The sequence below is a fragment of the Pseudomonas sp. Marseille-Q5115 genome, assembly GCF_916618905.1.
GTDB lineage: Bacteria > Pseudomonadota > Gammaproteobacteria > Pseudomonadales > Pseudomonadaceae > Aquipseudomonas > Aquipseudomonas japonica_A.
In genome coordinates, this window is record NZ_CAKAKI010000001.1 from 3,864,986 (window position 1) to 3,878,899 (window position 13,914).

The window sequence follows — 13,914 nt, forward strand, 5'->3', positions numbered from 1 at the left end:
GCGCCGGAGATGGATCATCCCGCGCAGTGGATTAGAAGAGCGAGAGGCGGTCATTCATGCCCACCAATGAAAACCAGCAAAACAGTCCCGAGCTTGTTCGCGGCTTCAAACCCTATGAGGAAAAAAAGGGCGAGGAGTACATGAGCGAAGCGATGCGAGCTCATTTCACGCAAATCCTGAATCAATGGAAACAAGAATTGATGCAGGAAGTCGACCGCACCGTGGACCACATGAAGGACGAGGCAGCCAATTTCCCGGACCCGGCAGACCGTGCCAGCCAGGAAGAGGAGTTCAGCCTCGAACTGCGGGCCCGCGACCGCGAGCGCAAGCTGATCAAGAAGATCGACAAAACCCTGCAGTTGATTGAAGACGAAGAATACGGCTGGTGCGACTCTTGCGGGATCGAAATCGGGATTCGCCGCCTTGAGGCGCGCCCAACCGCTGATCTGTGCATCGATTGCAAAACCCTCGCTGAAATCAAGGAAAAACAGGTCGGCAAGTGATCTGAGTCGGGGGCGCTCCAGCCGCGCGCCCCTGTTTGGCCGGCATAACGGCATCCCATCGGCCCTTTCCTCATGAATTCCTCGCGCACAGGTCGCTTCGCCCCTACGCCTAGTGGCTTGCTTCATTTCGGCTCGCTGGTCGCCGCCCTCGCTTCGTTCGCCGATGCCCGTGCCCAAGGTGGCCAATGGCTTGTGCGTATGGAGGACATCGACCCTCCGCGCGAAGCGCCAGGCGCGAAAGCCGCCATTCTCGAAACCCTGCACGCCTACGGCTTTGAGTGGGACGGCCCGGTGCTCTACCAAAGTGAACGCTCGAACAGGTACCAGGCGGTCATCGACCACTGGCTGCGCCAGGGCCTGGCCTACGCTTGCACCTGTTCACGCAAGGCGCTGGAGCCCTACGCCGGCGTTTACCCAGGCTTTTGCCGCAACGCGGGCCACTCGCCAGAGGGCGCTGCCATACGCCTGCGAGTGCCGGAGCTGCGCTATGGCTTCCAGGACCGCCTGCAGGGCCATTTCGAGCAGCACCTGGGTACGGAAGTGGGCGATTTCATCATCCGCCGACGCGACGGCCTATACGCCTATCAGTTGGCGGTGGTGATCGATGACGGCGACCAGCAAGTCACGGACATCGTTCGCGGGGCCGACCTGCTCGATTCCACGCCCCGTCAGCTATACCTTCAGGAGCTGTTGGGCCTTCCCTCGCCTACATACTTGCATGTGCCGCTGCTGGTGCAGCCAGACGGCCACAAGCTGGGCAAAAGCTACCGCTCGGCACCGCTCACCGCGGCAGACGCCCGAAGCCAACTGTTACGCGCCCTGCGCACACTGGGCCAGAAGCCGCCCGCCGAACTGCAAAGCGCGCAGCCCAGGGAGATACTTCAGTGGGCGGCAAGCCATTGGAGCGTCGATGCACTGCCTGGCGTGCGCACGCTCGCCGAAGCCTCGCTCCTCTGATGCGCCGCGTGCCTGGCGCTGTAGGCAGCCAGGCAGGCATCCGCTAACATCCCGGCACCCCGCCGGGGTACGTCTGAAGCCGACCGGGAAGTGAAGAGGCCAGCATGTATATCTATCGCTTGGTGTTGCTGCTGGTCGTTGGCATCTATCTGTTCTCGCCGGCCATCATGGACTGGTGGATAGAACCCACCGGCGCCTGGTACCGCCCCTACCTGCTGTGGCTGATCCTCATCGTGGTCACCTTTATCCTGCAAAGCCAGAGAGATGCCGATGAGCTTTAGCCTTACCCAGATGATCCTGATCAGCGCCGCCTACCTGCTGGTGCTGTTCGGCGTGGCGTGGGTAAGCGAGCGAGGCATGATCCCTCGTTCGATTATCCGGCACCCCCTTACCTACACGTTATCGCTGGGCGTGTATGCCAGCGCCTGGGCGTTCTATGGCACCGTGGGGCTGGCCTACGAATATGGCTACGGCTTCCTGGCGTGTTACCTGGGCGTGTCGGGCGCCTTCCTGCTGGCGCCGGTATTGCTATATCCCATTCTGAAAATCACCCGTACCTACCAGCTCTCTTCGCTGGCAGACCTGATTGCCTTCCGGTTTCGCAGCACCTGGGCCGGCGCGCTGACCACCCTGTTCATGCTGGTTGGGGTGTTGCCTCTGTTGGCCCTGCAGATACAGGCCGTGGCGGACTCCATCGGCATTCTGACCCAGGAGCCTGTAAAGGACCGGGTAGCCTTGAGCTTCTGCGCGCTGATCACCCTGTTCACTATTTTCTTTGGCTCACGCCATATCGCCACGCGGGAAAAGCACCAAGGGCTGGTATTTGCCATCGCCTTTGAATCCATCATCAAGCTGATCGCCCTGGGCGGGCTCGGCCTGTACGCGCTGTATGGCGTGTTCGGCGGCCCTCATGAGCTGGAGCTGTGGCTGCTGCAGAACCAAATGGCGCTGGCGGCGCTGCATACGCCACTTCAGGAAGGCCCGTGGCGGACCCTTCTGCTGGTGTTCTTCGCATCCGCCATCGTAATGCCGCACATGTATCACATGGCCTTTACCGAGAACCTGAACCCTAGAGCATTGGTAAGCGCCAGCTGGGGCCTGCCGCTGTTTCTGTTGTTGATGAGCCTGGCGGTGCCGCTGATTCTGTGGGCGGGGCTCCGCCTGGGTGCCACTACATCGCCAGAATACTTCACCCTCGGCATTGGCATCGCGGCCAACAACAAGGCGCTTGCCTTGCTGGCCTATGTAGGCGGGCTGTCGGCGTCCAGCGGGCTGATCATCGTGACCACCCTGGCGCTGTCCGGCATGGCGCTCAACCACTTGGTGTTACCGCTGTACCAGCCTCCCGCGGGCGGCAGCATTTACCGCTGGCTGAAATGGACCCGTCGCGGCCTGATCGTGGCCATCATCATGGCGGGATACGCGTTCTACCTCATGCTCGGCACTCGCCAGGACCTTGCCCACCTGGGGATCGTGGCGTTTGTAGCCACCTTGCAATTCCTCCCCGGCGTGTTGTCAGTCCTGTACTGGCCCACGGCCAACCGCCGCGGCTTTATCGCCGGGTTGCTTGCCGGCGTGGCGGTATGGTCACTGACCATGTTGATGCCACTGGTGGGTGACGTGGACGGGTTCTATATCCCCGTGCTGGACATGATCTACGTGCTGGACGATACCAGCTGGCACATGGCAGCCATCGCGTCGCTGGCCGCCAACGTACTGCTGTTTACGCTCGTGTCGGTGTTCACCGATGCCAGCGCGGAGGAAATCAGCGCCGCAGAGGCCTGCGCGGTGGACAACGTTCGGCGCCCGCAACGGCGCGAACTGCACGCGGCGTCTCCGCAGGAATTTGCGACCCAACTGGCCAAGCCGCTGGGCGCACGCGCCGCGCAAAAGGAGGTGGAGCAAGCGCTGCGCGATCTCTATCTGCCATTCGATGAGCGCCGCCCCTACGCCTTGCGCCGTTTGCGCGACCGTATCGAGGCTAACCTCTCCGGCCTCATGGGGCCCAGCGTTGCCCAAGATATCGTCGAGACGTTCCTGCCCTACAAGTCCGGCGGCGAAACCTACGTCACCGAAGACATCCACTTTATCGAAAGCCGGCTGGAGGACTACCACTCCCGCCTCACCGGCCTTGCCGCCGAACTCGATGCCCTGCGCCGCTACCATCGGCAAACGCTTCAGGAGTTGCCCATGGGGGTGTGCTCACTGGCCAAGGACCGGGAAATCCTGATGTGGAACAAGGCCATGGAAGAGCTCACCGGTATTTCGGCGCAGCGTGTGGTTGGCTCACGCCTGGCTACTATCAGCGAGCCTTGGCACGAACTGCTGCAAAGCTTCATCGAAGGCACCGACGAACACCTGCACAAGCAGCGCCTGGCACTGGACGGGCAAATCCGCTGGCTCAACCTTCACAAGGCGGCGATCGACGAGCCGCTCGCGCCGGGTAACAGCGGCCTGGTACTGCTGGTCGAAGACCTCACAGACACACAGATGCTCGAAGACAAACTGGTGCATTCCGAGCGGCTGGCGAGTATTGGCCGGCTGGCCGCCGGTGTGGCCCATGAAATCGGCAACCCGATCACCGGCATTGCCTGCCTGGCGCAAAACCTGCGCGAAGAGCGCGAGGAGGATGGCGAAATCACCGAGCTGTCCAACCAGATACTGGAGCAGACCAAGCGGGTGTCGCGCATTGTCCAGTCGCTGATGAGCTTTGCTCACGCCGGTAGCCATCAGAACAGCGAGGAAGCCGTGAACCTGGCCGAGGTTGCCCAGGACGCAATCGGCCTGCTGGCCCTCAACCGACGCAATTTCGAGGTGCAGTTCTACAACCTCTGTGACCCGGACCATTGGGCCGAAGGCGATCCCCAGCGCCTGGCCCAGGTACTGATCAATCTGCTGTCCAATGCCCGGGATGCCTCGCCGGCCGGCAGCGCCGTGCGGGTGCGCAGCGATGCCAGCGAACACACCGTAGACCTGATCGTCGAAGACGAAGGCACCGGGATTCCCAAAAGCATCATGGATCGGCTGTTCGAACCCTTTTTCACCACCAAGGATCCAGGCGAAGGCACGGGGCTGGGCCTCGCGCTGGTCTATTCGATTGTGGAGGAGCATTATGGGCAAATCACCATCGACAGCCCGGCTGACCTAGAAAAGCAAATCGGAACCCGTATCCGGGTAACCCTGCCACGCCACGTCGAAGCGACGTCCGCCGTTAACTGAGACCGTCGAGAGAACCGAATCAGATGCCGCACATTCTCATCGTCGAAGACGAAACCATTATTCGCTCTGCCTTGCGTCGCCTGCTTGAACGGAATCAGTATCAGGTCAGCGAAGCGGGGTCTGTGCAGGAAGCACAGGAACGTTTCACCATTGCCTCGTTCGACCTCATCATCAGCGACTTGCGGCTGCCAGGCGCACCGGGCACCGAGCTGATCCGCCATGGCGAAGGCCGGCCGGTGCTCATCATGACCAGCTACGCCAGCCTGCGCTCCGCCGTGGATTCCATGAAGATGGGCGCGGTGGATTACATCGCCAAGCCCTTCGACCACGACGAAATGCTTCAAGCCGTGGCGCGGATTCTCCGTGAGCGCCAAGGGCCGGCTTCGGCCGGTGATCCGCAAAAAGCCGCGCCACGCGGTAACGACAAGCTGGCAGGCAACCCTCAGGGTGAGATTGGCATTATCGGCTCCTGCCCGCCCATGCAGGACCTGTACGGCAAAATCCGCAAGGTGGCGCCTACGGATTCGAACGTGCTGATCCAGGGCGAATCCGGCACCGGCAAGGAACTGGTCGCTCGCGCGCTGCATAACCTGTCCCGGCGCGCCAAGGCGACGATGATTTCGGTGAACTGCGCGGCCATCCCGGAAACCCTGATCGAGTCCGAATTGTTCGGCCATGAAAAAGGTGCGTTCACCGGTGCCAGCGCGGGCCGCGCCGGCCTGGTAGAAGCGGCGGACGGCGGCACCCTGTTCCTCGACGAGATTGGCGAACTGCCTCTTGAGGCTCAGGCCCGCCTGTTGCGCGTATTGCAGGAAGGCGAGATTCGCCGGGTAGGCTCGGTGCAGTCACAAAAGGTGGATGTGCGCTTGATCGCAGCTACCCACCGAGACCTGAAAAGCCTCGCCAAGGTTGGCCAGTTCCGCGAAGACCTTTACTACCGGCTGCACGTGATCGCCCTGAAGCTGCCGCCGCTGCGAGAGCGTGGCAGCGATGTGATCGAAATCGCCAATGTGTTCCTCGCCCGGCAGGCTGCGCGCGCGGGCCGTGACGGGCTTCGCTTCGGGCCCGACGCCGAGAGCGCCATCCGGCACTACGGCTGGCCCGGCAACGTCCGCGAGCTGGAGAACGCGGTGGAACGGGCAGTGATCCTCAGTGAGAGCAATCAGATTTCCGCCGACTTGCTGGGCATAGACATCGAGCTTGGCAGCCTGGATGAAGACGATGACTTCCCGGCGGCCAACACTGCCCAGCCATCGAACAACCATGAGCCGACCGAGGACCTTTCGCTGGAGGATTATTTCCAGCATTTCGTGCTCGAGCATCAGGACCACATGACCGAAACAGAGCTGGCGCGCAAGCTGGGAGTCAGCCGCAAATGCCTGTGGGAGCGTCGGCAGCGGTTGGGTATCCCCCGCCGTAAATCCAGTGTGGCCAACGAAGGCTGAGAAGGTGTTACCGCCCTGGCACATCACGTAACAAAGCCGGGGCATACGGTAACGGTTTTTCTCTGTAGCGCATCTGGCAAACCACTACCTTTGGGCCCAAACCCTTGAAAACAAAGGGTTTTCAAAAGTTGGCACAGCATCTGCTATATCTACAGTACAAGAACAACAACAAGCGCCAAGACACATAATAAAAACAACACGAATCGACTCACGCATAACAAAAACAAGACGGCATGAGGCGTAGCTAACTGATTCTTTTGGAGAGGTATTGTTTCGGATTTTCCGCGACCAGGCTGAGAACAACAAAAACTGCGCTACAGCAGTGCCTGAACTGGTTGGACCCACGGGTCGTCACAATACGGCGTTCAAAGCAATCCGTTTGCTCTTTGCTCCCCTTTTGGGAGAAGCCCCTGGCAAAACGCCTGATGGGCTGGGCACTCAACAAAAACAAAAAGCCCGCGCAAGAATAAAAACGAGCAAGCAACGACTTTGCAGGGGAGCTTCGGCTCCCCTTGTCGTGTCCGTACCAGCCCATTTCGCGGCCTCCTACACCATCCCGTCACTAAATGCTAGAATCCCCGCCCATCATGCGGTCACTCCTGGTATGACCGATCATCCCTTCATACAGTGCATCCCATGCTGAAGAAGCTGTTCCAGTCTTTCCGTCCCCCGGCCCGTCAGGTCCACCATCAACGTAGCACGCCCGAAGTGCTGAACAGCGGCACCCATGGCCTGCAGCGTCAGCAGTTCAGCCGCCACGCCGTAGGCATCGTCGAACGCCTGCAGCAAGCCGGTTATCAGGCTTATCTGGTAGGCGGCTGTGTCCGCGACCTGCTGCTGAATATCACACCCAAGGACTTCGACGTTGCCACCAGTGCCACGCCCGAGCAGATCCGTGCGGAATTCCGTAACGCCCGGATCATCGGCCGGCGTTTCAGGCTCGTGCATATTCATTTCGGCCGCGAGATCATCGAAGTCGCTACCTTCCGCGCCAACCACCCGGAAGACGACGAAACGGCTACCAGCCATCATTCGTCGCGCAACGAAAGCGGGCTGATCCTGCGAGACAACGTTTACGGCACCCTGGAAGAAGACGCGCAACGGCGCGACTTCACCATCAATGCGCTGTACTACGACCCGGTCAGCGACCGTATTCTGGATTACGCCAATGGCGTGCACGACGTGCGCAACCGCCTCGTGCGGCTGATCGGCGAGCCCCGTCAGCGGTATCAGGAAGACCCGGTGCGCATGCTCCGCGCGGTGCGCTTCGCCGCCAAGCTGGACTTCGGCATCGAGCGCCACACCATGCTGCCCATCCGCGAAATGGCCGAGTTGCTGCAGGACATCCCGGGCGCGCGCCTGTTCGAGGAAGTGCTCAAGCTGTTCCTGTCCGGCCAGGCGACCGATACGTTCGAGATGCTGGTGGACCTCAACCTGTTCGAGCAGATGTTCCCGGCGAGCGCCGACGCGCTGGAACATAACCCTACCTATACGCACACGCTGATCCGCAACGCGCTGGTCAACACAGACCTGCGGGTGCAACAGGGCAAGCCGGTCACGCCGGCCTTCCTGTTCGCGGCCCTGCTGTGGCCTGCATTGCCAGCGCGGGCCCTGCAGTTGCAGGCCAAGGGCATGCCGCCGATCCCTGCCATGCAGGAAGCTGCCCACGACGTGATTGCCGAGCAGTGCCAATACATTGCCATTCCCAAGCGTTTCACCTTGCCCATCAAGGAAATCTGGGACATGCAGGAGCGCCTGCCGCGGCGCAGCGGCAAGCGCGCCGATGCCCTGCTGGACAACCCTCGCTTCCGCGCCGGTTATGACTTCCTGCTGTTGCGCGAAACCGCCGGCGAAGAAACCGACGGCCTGGGCGAATGGTGGACGGACTACCAGGACGCTTCCGACACGGAGCGCCGTAACATGATCCGCGACCTGGGCAGCCGGGAAGACACCGCCAGCGCGGGCGCACCAGTGCGCAAGAAACGCCGCAGCAATACCCGGCGCAAAGGCGACAGCATCGCCGAATGAAAGCCATGGAGCGGGTATTCGTGGGGCTGGGCAGTAACCTGGCCGCTCCCGCCCAGCAATTGCGCCAGGCTATCGACAGCCTTAGCCACCTGCCCGGTTGCGCGCTGGCAGGTACCTCGGGCTTGTACATGAGCGATTCGCTACTGCCGGGCCAGCCCCGGTACAGCAACGCGGTCGCGGCACTGGACACGGCCCTTGAGCCGTTGGAATTGCTGGACGCGCTGCAAGCCATCGAAAACAGCCAGGGCCGTGTGCGCGCCGAACGCTGGGGGCCGCGGACGCTGGACCTGGATATCATCCTGTTCGGCGAGCGGCAAATCGACGTTCCCCGGCTGCGGGTGCCTCACTACCACCTGCACGCTCGACCGTTCGTCCTCTATCCCTTGGCCGAGTTGGTCGATGAGCGCTTCATTCTGGCAGATGGCCGTAGCCTGGCTTCTCTGTTGAGCGAGTGCCCTTTCGAAGGCCTGGAGCGCGTAGGCAACCTGGCGTAGCACCGAAGGGCTGCCGGTAACACCGGTAACGCTCAAGTGTGACGCCTGGATTGACTTCCCAAGGGTGGCTCACGACTATAGGCGGCCTGTCGGCTTCCGGCAGGCACAAACCGGTAACGCAGGGCCGCTGCCTGCCCCCGCGCCCTGCGTATACCTGCGCACCGCTACCCAGATACACGTGTTGCCTCGCCCTTGTGGCAAGGCCGACCGAGGATTGGAATTCATGCCAGCGATAACCCTGACCACCCTCAGCGCCCTGAAGGCCAAGGGTGAAAAAATAACAATGCTGACCTGCTACGACGCTACCTTCGCCAAAGCAGCCAGTGATGCTGGGGTTGAGATACTGCTCATCGGGGACTCCCTGGGCATGGTCCTGCAAGGCCATGACAGCACCCTCCCGGTTACCAACGCAGAAATGGCCTATCACACCGCTTGTGTAAAACGCGGTAACACCGACGCATTGATCCTCGCCGACCTGCCCTTCATGGCCTGCGCTACGCTCGAACAGGCATTCGCCAACAGCGCCGCGCTGATGCAGGCGGGCGCACACATGGTGAAGGTCGAAGGCGCCGCATGGCTGGGCGAGACCATCCGCCTGCTGGCTGAGCGCGGTGTGCCGGTGTGTGCGCACATGGGCCTTACGCCGCAATCGGTGAATGTGCTGGGCGGCTACAAGGTGCAAGGCCGGCTCGAAAGCCAGGCGCGGCAGATGCGCGCCGACGCCATCGCCCTGCAGGACGCTGGCGCGGCAATGATTTTGCTCGAATGCGTACCGAGCGAACTGGCCGCAGAGATTACCCAGGCCGTTCGCGTGCCAGTGATCGGTATCGGCGCTGGCCCCGCCACCGACGGCCAGGTGCTGGTGCTTCATGACATGCTGGGCCTGTCACTCAGTGGCCGCGTGCCCAAGTTCGTCCGCAATTTCATGACCGGCCAGCCCGACATCCATAGCGCGCTGCGGGCCTACGTGGCCGCGGTCAAGGATGGAAGCTTCCCTGCCCCCGAACACGGATTCAACGCATGAACACAGTAAAAACCGTACTCGAGCTGCGTGCCGCCGTGGCACGGGCGCGCGCGGAAGGTAAACGGATCGGCTTCGTGCCTACCATGGGCAACCTGCACAGCGGCCATGTGGCGCTGGTGACCAAGGCCTGCCAGCGCGCAGATTTCGTAGTGGCGAGCATTTTCGTGAACCCTCTGCAGTTTGGCGCCAACGAAGACCTGGACAGCTATCCCCGCACACTGGCCGCGGATCAGGAAAAGCTGCTGGACGCCGGCTGTAACCTGCTGTTCGCGCCCACCGTGAGCGAGATGTACCCCAGCGGCACAACCACTCAAACCCGCGTCAGCGTGCCCGAACTGTCCCAGGAATTGTGCGGCGCGAGCCGTCCGGGGCATTTCGAAGGCGTGGCCACAGTGGTCAGCAAGTTGTTCAACATGGTGCAGCCAGACCTGGCTGTGTTCGGCCAGAAGGACTACCAGCAGTTGGCCGTGATCAAGGCGATGGTGCGGGACCTGAACTTGCCGGTGCAGATTATTGGCGAGCCCACGGTGCGCGCGGAAGATGGCCTGGCCTTGTCCTCCCGCAACGGTTACCTCAGCGTGGAACAACGCGCCATCGCGCCGGCGATCCACCGCAGCCTGGAGGCTATCGCCACAGCACTTGCGCAGGGCAATCGCGACCTTCAGGGGTTGATGACCGAGCACCGCAAGCGCATCGTGGACAGCGGCATGCGCCTCGACTACCTGGAAATTCGCCACGCCGACACCCTGCGCGCCGCAACGGAGCAAGACGTGGAGCTGGTGATCCTTGCCGCCGCTTACCTGGGCAACACCCGGTTGATCGACAACCTGCGGGTAAGCCTGAGCCCGGCCGCCTGAGGAAAAGGTTATCGGGCACGGCGCGACAGCGCCTGCTACCTTCCGGTGACATAAGATAGTATCGGAAACGCTTGGATGCAGGCGCAGACAGCGCCCCGCCCAAGCGTTACCGTGATGCTCCGGCCAAACGCTGCCTTGTGCTCTGGCAGCTCAAATACAAAGCAACCCGGCCGCCCCCCGTAGTGTCCAAGAGGCTGACCAAGTAAAAGGAAACTTGCAGAGATGGCGTACTACCGCAATCCTCATGACGTGACCACCCTTCCCGCCTGGCAGGCGCTCAAAGAGCACCGCGCCGCCATGCAGCATTTCAGCATGCGCGAAGCCTTCCAGGCCGACCCCGAGCGCTTCGGCACTTTCTCGCTCAGCGCCTGTGGCTTGTTCCTCGACTATTCCAAGAACCTGATCACCAAGGAAACCCGTGACCTCCTGGTGCAGCTGGCCAATGAGGTGAAGCTGACCGAAGCGATCAACTCGATGTTCGATGGCGAGATCCTGAACGCCTCCGAAGGCCGCCCGGCCCTGCATACTGCCTTGCGCCGCCCCATCGGCGACAAGTTGAAGGTGGGTGGCACCAACATCATGCCCGAAGTGCACAAAGTGCTTGGGCAGATCACCGAACTGGTTACCCGCATCCACGATGGCCTGTGGCGCGGTTACACCGAAAAACCCATCACTGATGTGGTGAATATCGGTATTGGTGGTTCTTTCCTCGGCCCTGAGCTCGTCTCTGAAGCCTTGTTGCCTTACAGCCAGAAAGGCGTGCGTTGCCATTATCTGGCCAATATCGACGGCAGTGAATTCCACGAGCTGTCGGCGAAACTTCGGGCCGAAACCACTCTGTTCATCGTGTCGTCGAAATCCTTCGGCACGCTGGAAACGTTGAAAAACGCCCAGGCCGCCCGGGCCTGGTACCTGGCGCAGGGTGGTTCGGAGGCCGAGCTGCACCGGCACTTCATCGCAGTGTCCAGCAACAATGCCGCCGCGGTCGCCTTTGGTATCCGTGAAGAAAACATCTTCCCGATGTGGGACTGGGTAGGTGGGCGTTACTCGCTGTGGTCGGCCATCGGCCTGCCGATTGCGCTGTCCATCGGTACCGCCAACTTCAAGGAATTGCTGTCCGGCGCGCACACCATGGATCAGCATTTCCAGACCGCCCCGTTCTCGAGCAACATGCCGGTGCTGCTGGCGTTGCTGGGGGTGTGGTACGGGAATTTCTGGGGCGCGCAAAGCCACGCGATCCTGCCGTACGACCATTACCTGCGCAACATCACCAAGCACTTGCAGCAGCTGGACATGGAATCCAATGGCAAGAGCGTGCGCCAGGATGGCTCTCCCGCTGTCACCGACACCGGCCCTGTGATCTGGGGCGGAGTGGGCGCCAACGGGCAACACGCCTATCACCAGCTGCTGCATCAAGGCACCCAGGTGATCCCCGCAGACTTCATCGTGCCGGTGGTGAGCTTCAATCCGGTCGCCGACCATCATCAATGGCTGTTCGCCAACTGCCTGTCTCAAAGCCAGGCGCTGATGCTGGGTAAAACCCGGGCCGAAGCCGAGGCCGAGCTGCGCGCCAAGGGTGTGGCAGAGGCCGAAGTGGAGCGGCTGGCACCGCACAAGGTCATCCCGGGCAATCGGCCGAGCAATACGCTGGTGGTGGAACGTATCAGCCCTCGCCGCCTGGGTGCGTTGGTGGCCATGTATGAACATAAAGTGTTCGTGCAAAGCGTGGTGTGGGGTATCAACGCCTTCGACCAGTGGGGCGTGGAACTGGGCAAGGAGCTCGGTAAAAACGTGTACCAGCGCTTGATCGGTGACGTAGAGGAGCCAGCAGAAGACGCCTCCACTCAAGGCCTGATCGACTTCTTCCGCAGCCGTCACCGCGGCTGAACCGCTGGATGATCGAAGCCCTCCGGCGCAGGGTCGAACGTCAGGTGCTCAGCCTGACCGGCCTGGCGCTGGGGTCGCTCGCCCCCTGGCAACCCGGGCCAGGGTCCGTATGCCGCCAACGCATGGGAATGCCGGGTTAGTACTGCGCCTTACGTAGGCGCAACGGATACAAATATGCCAACATGCGCCCACTCCGCTATCTCCAGCCTACCCAGGCCAGCTAAAAACAATGAGGATCGAAGCGCATGAAAGAGGTCGTTATCGTCGCTGCCAAGCGCACCCCCGTGGGCAGTTTCCAAGGGGCCTTGGCGGCCGTTTCCGCGGTTGAGCTAGGGGCAACGGTGATCCGCCAGTTGCTCAGCGACACCGGCCTGGCACCGGCAGAAGTGGACGAGGTCATTCTCGGCCAGGTGCTCACCGCCGGCGCAGGCCAGAACCCTGCGCGGCAGTCCTCCATCGTGGCGGGGTTACCGCCTTCCGTTCCAGCCATGACAGTGAACAAGGTCTGCGGTTCTGGCCTCAAGGCATTGCACCTGGCTACGCAGGCCATTCGTTGCGGCGACGCGGATGTGATCATTGCCGGCGGGCAGGAAAGCATGAGCCTGGCCAATTACGTGCTGCCAGGCGCCCGCACCGGGCTTCGCATGGGCCATGCCACCATGGTGGACACGCTTATCAGCGATGGCCTCTGGGATGCCTTCAATGATTACCACATGGGCATCACGGCGGAGAACCTGGTCGAGAAATATGGCATCAGCCGGGAAGACCAGGACACCTTCGCCGCGGCGTCCCAGCACAAGGCCGCCGCGGCGGTGGAGTCTCGCCGCTTCCATAGCGAAATCACCCCTGTCAGCGTGCCCCAGCGCAAGGGTGAGCCGCTGCAGATCGTCGATGACGAACAGCCTCGTGCCGGTACCACCGTTGAAGCGCTGGCCAAGCTCAAGCCCGCTTTCAAAAAGGACGGCTCGGTCACTGCCGGAAACGCCTCTTCGCTGAACGACGGCGCAGCGGCTGTCATTCTCATGAGCGCTGAAAAAGCCGCAGCCCTTGGCTTGCCAGTGCTGGCGCGCATTGCCGGCTACGCCAACGCCGGGGTAGACCCCGCCATCATGGGCATCGGCCCGGTCAGCGCCACCCGGCGGTGCCTCGAAAACGCAGGCTGGGCCCTTGAAGACCTCGACCTGATCGAGGCCAACGAAGCATTCGCGGCCCAGGCCCTGGCGGTTTCGCGCGAACTGGGCTGGGACATGAACAAAGTGAACGTGAACGGCGGTGCGATCGCGCTCGGGCACCCCATTGGTGCCTCCGGCTGCCGTGTACTGGTTACCCTCCTGCATGAAATGATTCGCCGGGACGTGAAGAAAGGGCTGGCCACGCTTTGCATCGGTGGCGGCCAAGGCGTAGCCCTGGCCATCGAACGGCCCTAACAAGCTGCAAGCGGCAAGGTGTAAGAAAGAGCGCCGCGTATTGCTCTTACTTGCGGCTTGAAGCTTGAGGCTT

11 protein-coding genes are annotated in these 13,914 nt (G+C 61.8%); all 11 read left to right on the forward strand.

Annotated elements, in window-relative coordinates; all coding sequences use genetic code 11:
• Nucleotides 1-56 precede the first annotated feature (56 nt).
• The 11 genes from dksA to LG385_RS17770 all read left to right on the forward strand — a co-directional run bounded on the left by dksA (nucleotide 57) and on the right by LG385_RS17770 (nucleotide 13,841).
• Nucleotides 57-503, forward strand: coding sequence for an RNA polymerase-binding protein DksA (gene dksA / locus LG385_RS17720; RefSeq protein WP_181117749.1), 447 nt, complete (start codon nucleotides 57-59; stop codon nucleotides 501-503).
• Between the two features lie 72 nt (nucleotides 504-575).
• Nucleotides 576-1,460: a tRNA glutamyl-Q(34) synthetase GluQRS gene (gluQRS, locus tag LG385_RS17725; protein WP_225775314.1), complete on the forward strand. Its 885-nt coding sequence runs from the start codon at nucleotides 576-578 to the stop codon at nucleotides 1,458-1,460.
• Nucleotides 1,461-1,564: 104 nt separating this feature from the next.
• The gene (locus LG385_RS17730) at nucleotides 1,565-1,741 is read left to right on the forward strand and encodes a hypothetical protein (protein ID WP_003250005.1); all 177 of its coding nucleotides are present in this window, start codon (nucleotides 1,565-1,567) and stop codon (nucleotides 1,739-1,741) included.
• Nucleotides 1,725-4,679, forward strand: a complete 2,955-nt coding sequence (locus LG385_RS17735; RefSeq protein ID WP_225775315.1) for a sensor histidine kinase — start codon at nucleotides 1,725-1,727, stop codon at nucleotides 4,677-4,679. The genes LG385_RS17730 and LG385_RS17735 overlap by 17 nt, the downstream gene beginning before the upstream one ends.
• A gap of 23 nt (nucleotides 4,680-4,702) precedes the next feature.
• Nucleotides 4,703-6,124 (forward strand): sigma-54-dependent transcriptional regulator, encoded by a 1,422-nt coding sequence (locus LG385_RS17740; protein ID WP_225775316.1) that lies wholly within the window; start codon nucleotides 4,703-4,705, stop codon nucleotides 6,122-6,124.
• A 636-nt stretch (nucleotides 6,125-6,760) separates the two neighbouring features.
• Nucleotides 6,761-8,152 (forward strand): polynucleotide adenylyltransferase PcnB, encoded by a 1,392-nt coding sequence (locus LG385_RS17745; RefSeq protein WP_181117745.1) that lies wholly within the window; start codon nucleotides 6,761-6,763, stop codon nucleotides 8,150-8,152.
• Nucleotides 8,153-8,157: 5 nt separating this feature from the next.
• Nucleotides 8,158-8,646 (forward strand): 2-amino-4-hydroxy-6-hydroxymethyldihydropteridine diphosphokinase, encoded by a 489-nt coding sequence (folK, locus tag LG385_RS17750; protein ID WP_225776277.1) that lies wholly within the window; start codon nucleotides 8,158-8,160, stop codon nucleotides 8,644-8,646.
• A 223-nt stretch (nucleotides 8,647-8,869) separates the two neighbouring features.
• Entirely contained in the window at nucleotides 8,870-9,670 is an 801-nt protein-coding gene (gene panB / locus LG385_RS17755; protein ID WP_225775317.1) for a 3-methyl-2-oxobutanoate hydroxymethyltransferase, read from the forward strand.
• Nucleotides 9,667-10,527: a pantoate--beta-alanine ligase gene (panC, locus tag LG385_RS17760; RefSeq protein ID WP_225775318.1), complete on the forward strand. Its 861-nt coding sequence runs from the start codon at nucleotides 9,667-9,669 to the stop codon at nucleotides 10,525-10,527. Before panB ends, panC begins: the two co-directional genes overlap by 4 nt.
• A 222-nt stretch (nucleotides 10,528-10,749) precedes the next feature.
• Nucleotides 10,750-12,414, forward strand: coding sequence for a glucose-6-phosphate isomerase (gene pgi / locus LG385_RS17765; protein WP_225775319.1), 1,665 nt, complete (start codon nucleotides 10,750-10,752; stop codon nucleotides 12,412-12,414).
• Between the two features lie 245 nt (nucleotides 12,415-12,659).
• Nucleotides 12,660-13,841: an acetyl-CoA C-acetyltransferase gene (locus LG385_RS17770; protein WP_225775320.1), complete on the forward strand. Its 1,182-nt coding sequence runs from the start codon at nucleotides 12,660-12,662 to the stop codon at nucleotides 13,839-13,841.
• Nucleotides 13,842-13,914 lie beyond the last annotated feature (73 nt).